We start from the raw sequence: 15,443 nt of genomic DNA on the forward strand, positions 1-15,443 counted from the left end.
GCTACGGACCCCCGGCGAGATCGATGCGATGCGGGCAGCCGGAGCCGTGGTGGCGCAGATGCACGCCGCCGTCCACGCTGCGGCGGCCCCCGGCGTCCGGCTGACCGAGCTCGACCAGGTCGCCCGCGACGTCCTCGCCGACGCCGGCGCCACCTCGCCGTTCCTCGGCTACGCGCCCTCGCCCACAGACCCCGCCGTTCCCCGGTGTGGTCTGCCTGTCGGTCAACGACGTGGCGCTGCACGGCATCCCCACCGCCCAGCAGCTCGAGGACGGCGACCTGCTCAGCGTCGACGCCGGCGCCACGCTCGACGGCTGGGTGGGCGACGCGGCCCGCACCTACCCGATCGGCAGGCCCCGGCCGGAGGACCTCGAGCTCGTGGAGACCACCGAGCGGGCGCTGGCCGCCGGGATCGCCGCGGCGGTGGTCGGCAACCGGGTCGGTGACATCTCCGCGGCGATCGCCGCCGTCGGCCGGGCCGGTGGCTGCGGCATCAACACCGACCAGGGCGGGCACGGGGTGGGGCGCACCATGCACGAGGCGCCGCACGTGCCCAACGAGGGCCGGGCCGGGCGCGGGCTGCCGCTGCGGGCGGGCCTGGTGATCGCGATCGAGCCGTGGTTCCTGGCCGGCGGCAGCGACGACTACCGGGTGGACGCCGACGGCTGGACGCTGCGCAGCGCCGACGGCAGCCGCGCCGCCCATGTCGAGCACACCGTGGCCGTCACCGCCGACGGCCCCCGCATCCTGACCGCCCCGGCCTGAGCGCGTCGTCGGTCACCCAGCGCGGTCTCCCGGAGCGGGAGACGACGCTGGGTGACCAACGGCAGCGTCCTCAGCTGAGGGCGTGGTCCAGGTCGGCGAGGAGGTCGTCGAGGTCCTCGATGCCCACCGACAGGCGGACCAGGTCGGCGGGCACCTCCAGCGGGGAGCCGGCGGCGCTGGCGTGGGTCATCCGGTGCGGGTGCTCGATCAGCGACTCCACGCCGCCCAGCGACTCGGCCAGGGTGAACAGCGTGGTCCGCTCGCAGACCCGCAGGGCGGCCTCCTCGCCGCCCTTCAGCCGGAAGGAGACCATCCCGCCGAAGCCGGACATCTGCTTCGCCGCGATCTCGTGGTTGCGGTGCTGCGGCAGCCCCGGGTACAGCACGTCCCCGACCGCCGGGTGCGCGAGCAGCCACTCGGCGATCCGGCCGGCGTTGGCGCTGTGCCGGTCCATCCGGACGCCGAGGGTCTTCAGGCTGCGCAGCACCAGCCAGGCGTCGAACGGGCCGGCCACCCCGCCCATCGCGTTCTGGTGGTAGGCCAGCCGCTCACCGAGATCGGTGTCGGCGACGACCAGCGCCCCGCCGACGACGTCGGAGTGCCCGCCGAGGTACTTCGTCGTGGAGTGCACGACGACGTCGGCGCCCAGCGTCAGCGGCTGCTGCAGGTAGGGGCTGGCGAAGGTGTTGTCGACGACCAGCAGCGTGCCCGAGGCGTGCGCGATCTCGGCCAGCGCCGCGATGTCGGAGACGTTGAGCAGCGGGTTGCTCGGCGTCTCGCACCAGATCACCCGTGCGGTCTCGGGTGCGACGGCGGCCCGGACGGCGTCCAGGTCGTTGAGGTCGACCGGCTGGTGGCTGATGCCCCATGGGGCGAGCACGCGCGAGATCAACCGGTAGGTCCCGCCGTAAGCGTCGCCACCGAGCACGATCGAGTCACCCGGCCGGCACACGGTGCGCAGCAGGGTGTCCTCCGCGGCGAGCCCGGAGGCGAACGCCAGTCCGCGGGTGCCCTGCTCCAGCGCGGCCAGCGCCGTCTGCAGGGTGTCCCGGGTGGGGTTGGCGCTGCGGCTGTACTCGTAGCCGCCGCGGAGCCCGCCGACGCCGTCCTGCTTGTAGGTGGTGGTGAGGTGCAGCGGCGGGATGACCGCGCCGGTGGCGGGGTCGGGCTCCTGCCCGGCGTGGATGGCGCGGGTGTTGAAGCCGGGGCTGCTCATGCCTCGACCGTAGGGGCGACCGCAGCCGGGAGCCCGACGAGGTGGCCCAGCACGTCCTGCCGGGTGACGACGCCGGCCGGCTTGCCGTCCACGTGCACCAGCAGCGCATCGGCGTCGCCGAGGGCCCCGACCGCGGCCGAGACCGGCTCCCCGGAGCCGATGATCGGCAGCGGGGCGGACATGTGCCGCTCCACCGGGTCGGCCAGCGTGGCCCGGCCGGTGAACAGCGCGTCGAGCAGGGTCTTCTCCGCGACCGAGCCGACCACCTCACCGGCGGTCACCGGCGGTTCGGCCTTCACGACCGGCAGCTGGCTCACCCCGTACTCGCGCAGGATGTCGATCGCGTCGCGCACCGTCTCGTTCGGGTGCGTGTGCACCAGCGTCGGGGTGCTGCCGGACTTCGCGTCCAGCAGCTCGCCCACGGTCTCGCCGCCGCCGGCGTCCAGGAAGCCGTAGTCGGCCATCCACTCGTCGTTGAAGATCTTGTTCAGGTAGCCGCGGCCGCCGTCGGGCAGCAGCACCACCAGGACGTCGTCCTTCGTCAGCCGCTCGGCCACCCGCAGGGCCGCCACCACGGCCATCCCGCAGGAGCCGCCGACCAGCAGGCCCTCCTCGCGGGCCAGTCGCCGGGTCATCGCGAAGGAGTCGCCGTCGGAGACCGCGACGATCTCGTCGGCGATCGACTTGTCGTAGGCCTCGGGCCAGAAGTCCTCACCGACGCCCTCGACCAGGTACGGCCGGCCGGTGCCGCCGGAGTAGACCGAGCCCTCCGGGTCGGCGCCGATGACCTGGACCCGGCCCTCGCTGGCCTCCTTGAGGTAGCGGCCGACGCCGGAGATGGTGCCGCCGGTGCCCGCCCCGGTGACGAAGTGGGTGATCTTCCCCTCGGTCTGCGTCCAGATCTCCGGCCCGGTGGTCTCGTAGTGCGAGCGCGGGTTGTTCGGGTTGGCGTACTGGTCGGCCTTCCAGCCGCCCGGGGTCTCCTTGGCCAGCCGGTCGGAGACCGAGTAGTAGGACCGCGGGTCGGCCGGGTCGACGGCGGTGGGGCAGACGTGCACCTCGGCGCCGTAGGCCCTCAGCACGTTGATCTTCTCCTGGCCCACCTTGTCCGGGCAGACGAAGATGCACTTGTAGCCGCGGGTCTGGGCCACCAGCGCCAGCCCGATGCCGGTGTTGCCGCTGGTGGGCTCGATGATGGTGCCGCCCGGCCGGAGGTCGCCGGCCGCCTCGGCTGCCTCGATCATCCGCAGCGCGATCCGGTCCTTCACCGAGCCGCCGGGGTTGACGTACTCGACCTTGGCCAGCACCAGCGGTGCGTCCGGGCCGAGGTGGGAGGTCACGGAGTTCAGCCGGACCAGCGGGGTGTCGCCGATGAGCTCGACGACGGACTCGGCGTACTGCACGGGGTCTCCTGCTCTGCGGGTGGGCCGGCGGCGGATCACGCGCACCGGCGTACCCGACCATCCCACCAGACGCCGCGAACGCGCGTCAGTACGGCAGGTGGTACGCGTGCAGCGGGCGGCAGAGCGCCTCGTGGAGGTCGGCGTCCCGGCCGCGGTGCACGTCCTGCAGCCGTCCACCGGCGACCACCGGACCCAACCCGTCGTCGGTGACCGACGACGACCAGGTCCTCTGCCCGGGCGCGCTGACCGTCGATTTACGGCGTATACCCTCGGTCCGCCGGGGCGTCACCCCCCGGTCAGGCGGACGTCGAACCCACGGCTCACCCGCCGCACTGGAGAGGGACCCCCGAGACGATGACCGAGAGTCTGGGCGCACTGCACCAGGAGCTGGCGGGCGTCGTCCTCGTGGGGCGGGAGCTGCCTGAGGTGTTGACCGAGATCGTCCAGATCTCCCACCGTGCGATCCCCGGTGCCGAGGCCACCTCGATCACGCTCATCCGTGACGACCGCCCCTTCACCGCTGCCTTCGACGGGCAGATCGCCATGGACGCCGACGAGCTGCAGTACGCGTACGGGTACGGCCCGTGCGTCGACGCAGGGCGGTCCGGGGAGGTCTTCCTCGTGGAGGACATGCGCCACGAGGAGCGCTGGCCCGAGTACGCACAGCAGGTCGCGGGGCTGGGGGTGCTCAGCTCGCTGTCGATCCCGCTGCCCTTCCAGGGCGCGAACATCGGCGCGCTGAACAACTACGCCCGCCACCCCGGGGCCTTCGGCGTGGCCGACGTGACCATCGGCGAGGAGGTGGCGGCCTTCGTCGCGATCGCCGTCGGCAACGCCGAGGCCGCTGCCCGGGCCACCAACGACGTGGCCAACATGCGTCAGGCGATGGCCTCCCGCGCGGCGATCGAGCAGGCCAAGGGCATCCTGATGGAGCGCTACAAGATCACGCCCGAGCAGGCGTTCACGCTGCTCACCCACGCGTCGCAGCGCACCAACGTCAAGCTGCGCGACATCGCCGAGGAGCTCGCCGCGACCGGGCTGCTGCGCGGCAGCTGACCGGCGGCTGGCGCCCTGCTCGGGGGCGGGGCCAGGATCAGGGCATGCGACAGACCCGGCCCCGGCCGGCCGCGGTGCCGGGCGCCCGATGACCGTCGTGCTCGGCGCCGACCTCGGCACCAGCGGGCTCAAGCTCGCCGCGCTGGACCTCGACGGCGCGGTCGTCGCGGAGAGCGAGGTCGGCTACGCGGTCGACCGCCCGCGGCCGGGCTGGGCGCAGACGGATGTCGCCGTCTGGCTGCGGGCACTGGACGACGCCCTCGCCGCGGTGGCCGGGACGCTCGGCGACCGGCCGGTGGCTGCCCTCGGGTTCTCCGGCCAGATGCACGGCGCTGTGCTCGTCGACGGAGCCGGCGCGGCGCTGGCCCCGGCACTGCTGTGGCCGGACCAGCGTGCGACCGGGGAGCTGCAGCGCTGGCGGGAGCTCTCCGGACCCGACCGCGCCGCGCTGGCCAACCCCCTGGCCGCCGGGATGACCGGGCCGTTGCTGGCCTGGCTCGGTGTGCAGCACCCGGAGTTGGTCGCCCGGGCGGCGACGGTGCTGCTGCCCAAGGACGCCGTCCGGGCCGCCCTCGTGCCCGGCGCCGACCCGGCCGTCACCGACCGCAGCGACGCGTCGGCGACGCTGCTGTGGGACGTGCCCGGCGACCGCTGGTCGACCGCGGCCACCGCCGCCGCCAGCGCCGACCCGGCCCTGCTCCCGGCCGTCCTGCCGGGGACGACCGTCGTCGGGGTCGCGCCCGTGCTCGGTGGGGGAGTGCCGGTGGTGGTCGGTGGCGCCGACACCCCGCTCGCGCTGCTGGCCACCGGCACCACCACCGGTGTGCAGGTCAACCTCGGCTCGGGCGCCCAGGTCATCCGGCCGCAGGTGTCGCCGCAGCCGGCTGCCGACCCCGCCGTGCACTGCTACGCCGACGTCGAGGGCGGCTGGTACGCCATGGCCGCGCTGCAGAACGCCGGCACCGCGTGGACCTGGGTCCGCGAGGTGCTGGGCCTGGACTGGCCGGCCCTCACCGCCAGCCTGGCCGCCACCCGGCCGGGCGCGGGCGGCGTGGTGTTCTCCCCGTTCCTGACCGGTGAGCGGGGCGGCGTGGCCGGGCCGGCCGACCGCGGCGGCTGGACGGGGCTGTCGGCCGACACCACCCGGGCCGACCTCGCCCGCGCGGCGCTGGAGGGCGTGGCGTGCGCCGTGGCGGCAGCGCTGGACCTGCTCGGACCGGAGGCCGGTGGGCCGGTCGTGCTCACCGGCGGGGGCGGGCGGGACGCCGGGGTGCAGCAGCTCCTCGCCGACGTGCTCGACCGGCCGGTGCAGCACGTGCAGGTCCGGAGCGCATCGGCGGCCGGTGCCGCGGTGCTGGCCGCCCGCGGCGTGGGCCTGGCCGTGGAGCCCGGGCGGGCGGGCGGGCCGGTCGTCGGACCGAGGGAGGCGGCGGCGTTCGCCGCCGTCCGCGAACGCTGGGCCGCGGCCCGGCGCTGACCCCCGGTCGCCCCGCGCGGAACGCCGGCGCTGCTGGCACCGTTGTGGTCGACGAGCGGGCCCGACCGGGAGCCGCAGGAGTGCAAGGGGGTGGGCGCACCATGGCGTCGCTGATGAACAAGGTCATGCAGTTCGCGAACAGCCCGAAGGGCAAGCAGGTGGTCCGTCAGGCGACGGAGAAGGCCCAGCAGCTGGCCAACGACCCGAAGACCCGGGCGAAGATCGAGGACGTCCGGCGCCGGGTGCAGGGCGGCCGCGGCGGCTCCGGCTCAGGCACCACACACTGACCCGCAGGCACTGACCCGTTCGACCCAGGCCGGCGGCGCTCACTCCCCCCGGGGGGCGAGCGCCGTCAGCACGTCGGCGTGCAGGACGCCGTTGCTGGCCACCGCGCTGCCGCCGGCCGGCCCGGCGTTGCCGGCCAGGTCGCTGAACGCGCCCCCGGCCTCGCGCACGATGACGTCGAGGGCGGCGAGGTCCCACAGGGACACCTCGGGCTCGCAGGCGACGTCGACGGCGCCCTCGGCGACCATCATGTAGCTCCAGAAGTCGCCGTACGCACGGGTCCGCCATACCGAACGTGTCAGGTCAAGGAACGGCTCGAGCCGACGCTGCTCCTCCCAGCCGGAGAGGCTGGAGTAGGACAGGCTCGCGTCGGCCAGGGCGCCCACCTGCGAGACCGTGCAGCGGGTGGCGTTCTCCAGCCGGCGTCCGGTCCAGGCGCCGGTGCCCGCCGCGGCCCACCACCGTCGGTTCAGTGCCGGTGCCGAGACCAGCCCGACCACCGGCAGGTCGCCGTCGAGCAGGGCGACGAGGGTGGCCCACACCGGGACGCCACGGACGAAGTTCTTGGTGCCGTCGATCGGGTCGATCACCCACCGGCGGTCACCGCGGCCGGTGCTGCCGAACTCCTCGCCGAGCACCGCGTCCCGGGTGCGGGCGCGGGCCAGCGTGCTGCGCAGCTGCTCCTCGACCGCGTGGTCGGCGTCGGTGACCGGGGTGAGGTCGGGCTTGGTGTCGACCCGCAGGTCCTGCGCCCGGAACCGGTCCAGGCTGATCGCATCGGCCTGGTCGGCCAGTACGTGCGCCAGGCGCATGTCCTCGTTGTATCCCCGCTGGCCAGCCGTCATGGCCCGAACCTAGCGGGCGGGGTCCGCAGAGCCCCGCCCGCCGAGGGCGAGGGGGTCCTGCTCAGTTGAAGACGGCCTTGCTGACCGCCGCCGGGGTGTCGTACTCCTGGTCGTCGATCCCTTTGAGGGCGTCGAGGACCTCCTCGCTGCCTCCCTGGGACTCCGCGTGCTTCACCACGTCGTCCTTCTTCGCCGGGTAGTCCATGCCGGACAGGGCCTTCTGGATGTCGATCGGGCTCACCATGGGCCGCTGGGTACCCGGAGCTCCGCCGGCGATGCACGGATACCGTCGTGGTGTGGAGGCCGGGACCATCGTCGGGCTGTTGGCCGATCCGGTGCGGCTGAAGGTCGTCGCCGCCCTGGCTCTCGGTGCGGGCACGATCGAGGACGTCGCCGGGACGTCGGGGCTGTCCCTGAAGGAGGTCGCCCTGGCCGCGCGGCGGTTGGCCCGGGCCGGCCTGGTGCACCGCGACGGTCACGCCCTCACGCTGCACACCGTGCGTTTCGGGGAGGCGGCCCGGGCAGCGGCCGCCACCGCTCCGCCGGCACCGCAGCTGTCCGCCGATCCCGGGGCGGACGCCGTGCTGCGCGTCTTCGTCCGGGACGGCAGGCTGGTCTCCGTCCCCGCGCAGCACAGCAAGCGCCGGGTCGTGCTCGAGCACCTCGTGCACGTCTTCGAGCCGGGTGTCCGCTACCCGGAACGGGAGGTCAACGCACTGCTGGCCGCCTGGCACCCGGATGTGGCCGCGCTCCGCCGATACCTGGTGGACGAGGCGCTGCTGACCCGGGAGTCAGGGGTCTACTGGCGCAGCGGCGGTTACGTGGAGGTGTGACGGTGCGACGGCAGGTGTTCGCGTTCTCAGGAGTGATCCAGCCGCGGCCGGGGGAGCGGGGCAACCGGCCGCTCCTGGAGCACGTGCTGGCGCTGGGTGCGGCCCGGCGCACGGACGGCGGGCCGGTGCGGCTGTGCTACGTCCCGACCGCGGTGGGCGACGACCCGGCCGCCGTCGGGGCCTACCAGCGGGTGTTCGGGGGCCGGGACGACGTCGTCCTGAGCGTGCTGCGGCTGTTCCCGCAGCCCAGCGTCCCCGACGTGCGCAGCCACCTGCTCACCCAGGACGTCGTGCTGGTCGAGGGCGGCAGCGTGGTGAATCTGATGGCGGTCTGGCGGGCGCACGGGCTGCACACGGTGCTGCGCGAGTGCTGGGAGGCCGGGGTGGTGCTCGCCGGGCCGAGCGCGGGCAGCCTGTGCTGGCACGTGGGCGGGCCCACGGACTCGTGGTCCGACCGGCTCGACCCGTTCACCGAGGGGCTCGGGTTCCTGCCGTACAGCAACGGCGTGCACGACGACCTGACCGACCAGCCGCGCCGGGAGACCTACCGCCGGCTGGTCGCCGCCGGGACCTTGCCCGCCGGCTACGCGACCGAGGACGGCGTGGGGCTGCACTACGTGGGCTCCGAGCTCGCCGAGGCGGTCACGGTGCGGCCCGGGGCCCGGGCGTGGCGGGTCGACCCGGACGACCGCGGCGGCTGGACCGAGCGCGCGATCACCCCCCGCGAGATCTGACCCGCGAGGTCCCGCCCCTTCCCGACGGCCCCGTCCCGAGGCTCGTCCCGAGCTCGCGAGGGATGAGGAGGACGGGGTCCTTCCTCAGTGGCCGGGGGTGACGTGGCCGACGGCGGTGATCAGCCGGCGGAAGCTGGCCAGCCGCTCCCGCGCGGCGGGGGTGCCCCCGGCGGCCCAGGGGTCCAGGGCGCACTCCGGGTCCTCGGCGGTGTGCCCGCAGCCGGGCGGGCAGTCGACCGCGGCCTCGGCGAGGTCGTCGAAGGCGGCCAGCACGTCCTGCGGGGTCACGTGCGCCAGCCCGAAGGAGCGGATGCCCGGGGTGTCGATCAGGGTGCCGCCCCCGGGCAGGTCCAGCAGCACCGCCGAGGAGGACGTGTGCCTGCCCTTGCCGATCTTGCTCACGTCGCCGATGGCCCGGAAGGCGCCCGGGATCAGCCGGTTGAACAGCGTCGACTTGCCGACCCCGGACTGGCCGACCAGCACGCTCATCTGGTCCCGCAGCCGGGTCACCAGCTCATCGAGCGGCGCCTCGCGGGACATCGGGACCGCGTCGACCTCCAGTCCGGCGTACCGGTCCAGCAGTGGCTGCGGGCTGGCCAGGTCGGACTTGGTCAGCACCAGCAGTGGCGACAGCCCCCCGGCGTAGGCGGCGACCAGGCATCGGTCCAGGAAGCCGAGCGCCGGCTCGGGGTCGGCGATCGAGGTGACGACGACGAGCTGGTCGGCGTTGGCCACCACGATCCGCTCGGTGGGGTCGGTGTCGTCGGCGGTGCGGCGCAGCGAGGTGACCCGGTCGGCGATCGTCACGATCCGGGCCAGGCTGTCGGTGCGTCCGGAGGTGTCGCCCACCAGCCGCACCCGGTCCCCGACGACGACGCCGTGCTTGCCGAGCTCGCGGGCGCGCATCGAGGTGACGTCGACGGGGGTGCCCCCGGGGCCCTCGACCCGGACGGTCATCCGGCCGCGGTCCACCGCGATCACCAGCCCGGGCACGGCCTCCTCGTGCGTGGGGCGGGTGCGGGTGCGCGGACGGGAGCCGTGCCGTGAGGCCCGGACGCGGACGTCGTCCTCGTCGGACCGGCTGTCCATCTTCCGGCTCACGCGGGCACCCCGGCGTCCTCGCCGAGCAGACCGGCCCAGCGTTCCCGGAAGTCCGGCAGCGTCTTGGTCACCGCCCCCGGGTCGGTGACCTCGATGCCGTCGACCGCCAGGCCGAGCACCGCCGCCGCGTGCACCATCCGGTGGTCGGCGTAGGAGTCCAGCCGGGCCGGGCGGGGTCGCCCGGGGGTGATGACCAGCCCGTCGGGCAGCTGCTCCACGCGGGCGCCGACGGCGCTGAGCACCTCGTCCAGCGCCTGCAGCCGGTCGGTCTCGTGGCCGCGCAGGTGGGCGATGCCGGTGAGCCGGGAGGGCCCGTCGGCCAGGGCGCACAGTGCGGCCAGCACCGGGGTCAGCTCACCCACCTCACCCAGGTCGGCCTCGAGAGGGGCGATCCGGGCGCCCCCGCTCACCTGGAGCCCGGCGGGGGTGCGGGTCACCGCGGCGCCCATCGCGGTGAACAGCGTGTCGAGCTGGGCGCCGGGCTGGGTGGTGTCGGTCGGCCAGTCGCGCACGGTCACCCGGCCACCGGTGACGAGGGCGGCGGCCAGGAAGGGCGCCGCGTTGGACAGGTCGGGCTCGACGACGCGGTCCAGCGCCGCGACCGGGCCCGGGGCGACGCGCCACCCGCCGTCGGTCCGGCTCACCTGCACCCCGTGCTCGGCGAGCGTCCGGACGGTCATCTCCACGTGCGGCAGCGACGGCAGGCTCCCGGCGAGGGTCAGCTCGATGCCGCGGTCGAAGCGGGCCGCGGCCAGCAACAGCCCGGACACCACCTGACTGGACTCACTGGCGTCGACGGTGACCGCACCGCCACGCACCGCGCCGGTGCCGTGCACGGTGAACGGGGCCCGGCCGCGGCCGTCGTCGTCGACCCGGACGCCGAGGTCCCGGAGGCCGGCGATCAGGCCGGCGTTGGGCCGGTCGCGCAGCCGGGCGTCGCCGTCCAGCCGGACCGGCCCGGCGGCCAGCGCGGCCACCGGCGGCAGGAAGCGGAGCACTGTGCCGGCCAGCCCGGCGTCCACCTCGGCCGGCCCTCGCAGGGACCCGGGCGTGACCAGCCAGTCCGCACCGTCGGAGTCGATGCCGACGCCGATCGCCCGCAGCCCGGCGGCCATCAGGTCGGTGTCGCGGGCGCGCAGCGGGCGCACCAGCCGGCTGGGCCCGTCGGCGATCGCGGCCAGCACGAGGGCACGGGCGGTGATCGACTTGGACCCGGGCAGGGTCACCACGGCGTCCACCGGGGTGCGGCGGGCGGGCGTCGTCCAGACCTCGGTCATGCCGCTCATCCTGCCCTGCCGGCCTCCTCGGCCAGCGCCGAGACGATGGCCGCGACCCGACGCTGCCGGGTCGCCTCCGCCTTCGCGCCCTCGACGGCGAGCACGTGTCGGAGCCGGGCGCTGTGGGAGAGGGACTCGAAGCGCTGCCGGGCAGCCGGCTCGGCGTCCAGTGCTGCCGCCAGTTCGAGCGGGACGTCGACCTCGCGCGGCTCGGTGTCCAGCACGACGTCCACCTCGACCTGGTCGCCGGCGGCGACCCCGGCCGCGGAGCGACGCTCCGCGCTGAGCGGGATGAGGAAGCGTCCACCCCTGCTGGCGATCGACGTCCGGTAGCTGTGCCCGCCGACGGTGACCGACACCGCCGGCTTCCGCCCGCCGCCGAGCGCCTCGACCACCTCCGGCGGCACGGGCATGCCGGTGGCCGTCCTGCCGTGCAGCTCGACCGTGGTCGTGAACCTCATGGGCCAGGAGGATGGCAGCTCCGGGCACTGCCGCGACAGTGCCCGGAGCGGGGGTTCAGCCGCCGACGTGCTGGGCCGGTGCCGCCTGCTTCTTCGGCGGCATCGTGCGCACCAGCCGGCGGTTGGCGAACTCGAACATGCCCAGCTCGGAGAGCTCGCGCCCGTAGCCGGACCGCTTCACCCCGCCGAAGGGCAGCTCGGGGGAGGAGCCCGACGGCTGGTTGATCCAGACCATCCCGGACTCCAGCCGGTCGGCCACCTCGCGGGCCCGCTCGGTGTCGCCGCTGTAGACGGCCGCGGAGAGCCCGAAGTCGCTGTCGTTGGCCAGCGCGACGGCCTCGTCGGCGTCCTTCGCCCGGTAGACGACGGCGGCCGGCCCGAAGAGCTCCTCGTGGTAGGCCCGCATCTCCGGGGTGACGTCGGCCAGCAGCGTCGCCTGGACGAACGCACCGTCGTGCTCGGGGCGGCTGCCGCCGGCGAGCACGGTGGCGCCCTTGTCCACGGCGTCCTGGATCTGCGCGGCGAGGTCCTGCGCGGCCCGCTCGGTCGACAACGGGCCCAGCGTCGTGGCCGGGTCGGCCGGGTCGCCGGGGGCGAAGCTGCCGAAGGCCTGCTGCAGGCCGGCGACGACGTCGTCGTAGACCTCGTCGAGCACGATGATCCGCTTGGCGGCGATGCAGGCCTGGCCGGTGTTGGCCATCCGGGCCATGGTCGCGGCCTTGACCGTGCGGCCGAGGTCCGGGGCGTCCAGCACGATGAACGGGTCGCTGCCGCCCAGCTCCAGCACCGACTTCTTCAGGTGCTTGCCGGCCAGCTGGGCCACGCTCGCCCCGGCCCGCTCGCTGCCGGTGAGCGTCACGCCCTGCACCCGCCGGTCGGCGATGACCTGCTCGACGTCGGCGATCCGCAGGAACAGGTTGGTGTAGACGCCCTCGGGGGCCCCGGCGTCCCGGAACAGCTGCTCCAGGGCGAGGGCGCACTGCGGGTTGTTCTCCGCGTGCTTGAGCAGGATGGTGTTGCCCAGGGTCAGGTTGGGGCCGGCCACCCGCACCACCTGGTACAGCGGGTAGTTCCACGGCTCGATCGCCAGCAGGACGCCGATCGGCTCGTTCACCACCTCGGCCTCGCCGCCGCCCATCACGTCGATCGGCTTCGGCTCCAGGAACCGCGGGCCGTTGGTGGCGTAGTACTCGAGGATGCTGGCGGCCAGCTGGACCTCACCGGCGGCCTCCTGGATCCGCTTGCCCATCTCCCGGGTGATCAGGGCGGCGAGCTCGTCCTGCCGCTCGCGCATCAGCTCGGCGGCCCGGCCGACGACGGCGGCGCGCTCCTCCACCGACCGGCGGCGCCACTCACCGAAGGCGGTGTGGGCCTGGGAGACCACGCCGTCGATGGCGTCGGTCTCCAGGAAGGGGAACTCCTTCTCCGTCTTCCCGGTGTAGGGGTTCACCGTCGCGTACGGGCGTGCGCCTGCGTCGCTGGCGGTCTTCGGCTGCTCGGTCGAGGGAGCCTGGGTGGTCGTCACGTGTTGTGCCCTCCGTCGTGCTTCGTCGCGGTGCGTCGGGTCTGCGTCCTCCGTCCTACCCCTCTCCGCGCCGGCGACGCACGGCGGGTCGTCGGTGCCCGCACCTACGCTCGGGGACGTCGTCGTCCGGGAGGAGCCCGTCATGTGTGGTCGGTACGCCGCCAGCCGCCGTCCTGAGGACCTCGCGCTGGAGTTCGAGGCGGTCCCGGCCGAGGGGCAGGCCCCGCTGCCGGCCGACCACAACGTCGCCCCCACCAAGGACGTGTACGTGGTGCGGCACAAGAAGGAGCGGGACGCCGAGGGGGCGCTCACCGGCGGCGGGCACCGCGAGCTCCGGGTCGTGCGCTGGGGCCTGGTGCCCTCCTGGGCCAAGGACGTCTCCGTCGGCAACCGGATGCTGAACGCCCGGGTCGAGTCGCTGGCCGAGAAGCCCGCGTTCCGCACCGCGGCGGCGAGCCGGCGCTGCCTCGTCCCGGCCGACGGCTGGTACGAGTGGGCGCCCCGGCAGGACCGCCCCGGCAAGCAGCCGTACTACGTGACCCCGCAGGACGGGTCCGGGCTGGCCTTCGCCGGGCTCTGGGAGGTGTGGGGCCGGGGGGAGGACCGGCTGTACACCTGCACCGTGGTCACCGCACCCGCCGTCGGTGCCCTCGCCGAGGTGCACCCCCGGATGCCGCTGGTGCTGCCGCCCGACCGCTGGGCGGAGTGGCTGGACCCGGCCCGCGAGGACGTCACCGAGGTCGCCGGCCCGACGCCTCCGGAGCTCGTCGAGCGACTGGAGATCCGCCCGGTCGGCGCGGCCGTGGGCAACGTGGCCCACAACGGGGCGCAGCTCACCGCGCGGGTGGAGTCGGTCAGCGAGCCCGCCGACCAACCTGCCCTGTTCTGACCGCCCCCCCGAACCCCGAGGTGAGCCCGCTGGACCCGCACCCGACCACCGCGTCGACCGACCCCGAGCACGTCCAGGTCCCCTCCCGGGCGCTGCCCGACTGGATCGCCGCGGGCGTGACCTTCCTGTCCTCCGGGGCGGTGCTCGTGATGGAGGTCGTCGGCCTGCGGCTGATCGCCCCCTACGTCGGCATCACGCTGCAGACAAGCACCGCGATCATCGGGTTCGCGCTGGCGGCGATCGCGATCGGCGCCTGGGCCGGTGGGGCCGCCGCCGACCGCACCGACCCGCGGCGGCTGATCGCGCCGCTGATGGTCGCCGGCGGGGCCCTGGTGGTGGCGGTGCTGCCGCTGGTCCGGTTCGCCGGGGAGCTGCTCACCGGCGCCGCAGCCGGGAACGTGCTGCTGCTGGCCGCGGTCGCCGTCGTCGTCCCGGCCGCGTTGCTCTCCGCCGTCCCGCCGATGGTGGTCGCGCTCCAGCTGGGCGACCTGGCCCGGACCGGTTCGGTCGTCGGCCGGCTGTCGGGCATCGGCACGATCGGGGGCATCGTGGCGACGTTCGCCACCGGGTTCCTGCTGGTCGCGGTCCTGCCCAGCAGCGTGATCCTGGTCGGCACCGGGCTGCTCGTCGTCGTCGTCGGGGTGGCGCTGGCCGTGCTGCTGCGCCGCCGGACCCCCGGGGTGGCCGGCCGGCTCCCGGTCGGGCTGCTGGCCCTGGCCGTGGCCGCCCCGGTGCTGGCCGCGGTGGCGCCGACGCCCTGCGAGCGGGAGACCGCCTACCACTGCGCCCGGGTGGTCACCGACCCGGCGCGCGACACCGGCCGGGTGCTGGTGCTGGACACCCTGCGGCACTCCTACGTCGACCTGGCCGACCCGACGTACCTGGAGTTCGAGTACGTCCAGGCGATCGCCTCGGTCACCGACGCGCTGGCACCGGCGGGCGAACCGCTGTCCGCGCTGCACGTCGGGGGCGGTGGGCTGACCCTGCCCCGCTACCTGGCCGAGGTGCGGCCGGGCACGCAGAGCCTCGTCCTGGAGGTCGACCCCGGCGTCGTGGCGATCGACGAGCAGGAGCTGGGGCTGGAGACCTCCGACGAGCTGGAGGTCCAGGTCGGCGACGCCCGGGTCGGGCTCGGGGCGGAGACCGCCGGGGAGCGGGACCTCGTCGTCGGTGACGCCTTCGGCGGGCTGTCGGTGCCGTGGCAGCTGACCACCGTGGAGGCGCTGCGCCTGGTCGACGACGCCCTGACCGAGGACGGCGTCTACGCGGTCAACCTCATCGACCACCCGCCGCTGTCCTTCGTGCGCGCGGAGCTGGCGACGATGCGGCAGGTCTTCGACCACGTGCTGCTGCTGGCCCGGGCGCCGGTGCTGGCCGGCGAGGCCGGCGGGAACGTGGTCGCGGTCGCCTCGCAGCGCCCGCTGCCGGCGACGGAGATCGCTGCCGCACTGGAGGAGCGCGGGCTGGCCTGGCAGGTGGCCGAGGGGCCCGAGCTCGACCGGTTCATCGGGGACGCCGGCGTCCTCACCGACGACTTCGCGCCGGTCGACCAGCTGCTGACGCCCTACGGCTGAACG

The 15,443-nt window shown here is 74.8% G+C and carries 16 protein-coding genes; 8 read left to right on the top strand and 8 right to left on the bottom strand.

The features are described 5' to 3' along the window. Positions 1–206 precede the first annotated feature (206 nt). Entirely contained in the window at positions 207–764 is a 558-nt protein-coding gene (gene map, locus O2W16_RS10355) for a type I methionyl aminopeptidase (protein WP_269158744.1), read from the top strand. Between the two features lie 70 nt (positions 765–834). Here the strand turns inward: map and O2W16_RS10360 are convergent, their stop codons facing one another. Both O2W16_RS10360 and O2W16_RS10365 read right to left on the bottom strand, forming a co-directional pair. Then, complete coding sequence (locus O2W16_RS10360; protein WP_269158745.1) at positions 835–1,980, bottom strand: cystathionine gamma-synthase; 1,146 nt, start codon at positions 1,978–1,980, stop codon at positions 835–837. Beyond that, entirely contained in the window at positions 1,977–3,383 is a 1,407-nt protein-coding gene (locus O2W16_RS10365) for a cystathionine beta-synthase (protein WP_269158746.1), read from the bottom strand. The genes O2W16_RS10360 and O2W16_RS10365 overlap by 4 nt, the downstream gene beginning before the upstream one ends. A 354-nt stretch (positions 3,384–3,737) precedes the next feature. Between O2W16_RS10365 and O2W16_RS10370 the strand changes: the two genes are divergently transcribed. From O2W16_RS10370 to O2W16_RS10380, 3 genes are all read left to right on the top strand, one after another. Next, positions 3,738–4,439, top strand: a complete 702-nt coding sequence (locus O2W16_RS10370; RefSeq protein WP_269158747.1) for a GAF and ANTAR domain-containing protein — start codon at positions 3,738–3,740, stop codon at positions 4,437–4,439. 88 nt (positions 4,440–4,527) lie between these two features. After that, a complete protein-coding gene (locus O2W16_RS10375; RefSeq protein ID WP_269158748.1) occupies positions 4,528–5,916 on the top strand; it encodes an FGGY family carbohydrate kinase in 1,389 nt (462 codons plus the stop codon). 101 nt (positions 5,917–6,017) lie between these two features. Beyond that, positions 6,018–6,203, top strand: a complete 186-nt coding sequence (locus tag O2W16_RS10380) for a hypothetical protein (protein ID WP_269158749.1) — start codon at positions 6,018–6,020, stop codon at positions 6,201–6,203. A 39-nt stretch (positions 6,204–6,242) separates the two neighbouring features. On the opposite strand, the gene hisN is transcribed toward O2W16_RS10380, so the two are convergent. After that, positions 6,243–7,046, bottom strand: coding sequence for a histidinol-phosphatase (hisN, locus tag O2W16_RS10385; protein WP_269158750.1), 804 nt, complete (start codon positions 7,044–7,046; stop codon positions 6,243–6,245). Positions 7,047–7,107: 61 nt separating this feature from the next. Next, complete coding sequence (locus tag O2W16_RS10390; protein WP_166755145.1) at positions 7,108–7,290, bottom strand: DUF2795 domain-containing protein; 183 nt, start codon at positions 7,288–7,290, stop codon at positions 7,108–7,110. A 52-nt stretch (positions 7,291–7,342) separates the two neighbouring features. On the opposite strand from O2W16_RS10390, the gene O2W16_RS10395 reads away from it, so the two are divergent. Together O2W16_RS10395 and O2W16_RS10400 are read left to right on the top strand one after the other, a co-directional pair. Further along, on the top strand, positions 7,343–7,879 hold the full coding sequence (locus O2W16_RS10395; RefSeq protein WP_269158751.1) for a DUF2087 domain-containing protein: 537 nt from the start codon (positions 7,343–7,345) through the stop codon (positions 7,877–7,879). A 2-nt stretch (positions 7,880–7,881) separates the two neighbouring features. Beyond that, entirely contained in the window at positions 7,882–8,613 is a 732-nt protein-coding gene (locus O2W16_RS10400; RefSeq protein WP_269158752.1) for a peptidase E, read from the top strand. 84 nt (positions 8,614–8,697) lie between these two features. Here the strand turns inward: O2W16_RS10400 and rsgA are convergent, their stop codons facing one another. Genes rsgA through O2W16_RS10420 form a run of 4 tightly spaced genes read right to left on the bottom strand, consistent with a single transcriptional unit; the run spans position 8,698 to position 12,977 of the window. Next, positions 8,698–9,714: a ribosome small subunit-dependent GTPase A gene (gene rsgA / locus O2W16_RS10405; RefSeq protein WP_269158753.1), complete on the bottom strand. Its 1,017-nt coding sequence runs from the start codon at positions 9,712–9,714 to the stop codon at positions 8,698–8,700. Next, entirely contained in the window at positions 9,711–11,000 is a 1,290-nt protein-coding gene (gene aroA, locus O2W16_RS10410) for a 3-phosphoshikimate 1-carboxyvinyltransferase (RefSeq protein ID WP_269158754.1), read from the bottom strand. Before aroA ends, rsgA begins: the two co-directional genes overlap by 4 nt. Next, complete coding sequence (locus tag O2W16_RS10415) at positions 10,997–11,452, bottom strand: YdeI/OmpD-associated family protein (RefSeq protein ID WP_269158755.1); 456 nt, start codon at positions 11,450–11,452, stop codon at positions 10,997–10,999. Before O2W16_RS10415 ends, aroA begins: the two co-directional genes overlap by 4 nt. Positions 11,453–11,507: 55 nt before the next feature. Beyond that, positions 11,508–12,977, bottom strand: a complete 1,470-nt coding sequence (locus O2W16_RS10420; RefSeq protein ID WP_269158756.1) for an NAD-dependent succinate-semialdehyde dehydrogenase — start codon at positions 12,975–12,977, stop codon at positions 11,508–11,510. Between the two features lie 142 nt (positions 12,978–13,119). On the opposite strand from O2W16_RS10420, the gene O2W16_RS10425 reads away from it, so the two are divergent. Further along, a complete protein-coding gene (locus O2W16_RS10425) occupies positions 13,120–13,866 on the top strand; it encodes an SOS response-associated peptidase (protein WP_269158757.1) in 747 nt (248 codons plus the stop codon). Positions 13,867–13,886: 20 nt separating this feature from the next. Then, entirely contained in the window at positions 13,887–15,440 is a 1,554-nt protein-coding gene (locus tag O2W16_RS10430) for a fused MFS/spermidine synthase (protein ID WP_269158758.1), read from the top strand. The last annotated feature ends 3 nt before the right edge of the window (positions 15,441–15,443 follow it).

Origin of the sequence: Modestobacter sp. VKM Ac-2984 (assembly GCF_026967985.1) — a bacterium.
Lineage (GTDB): Bacteria > Actinomycetota > Actinomycetes > Mycobacteriales > Geodermatophilaceae > Modestobacter.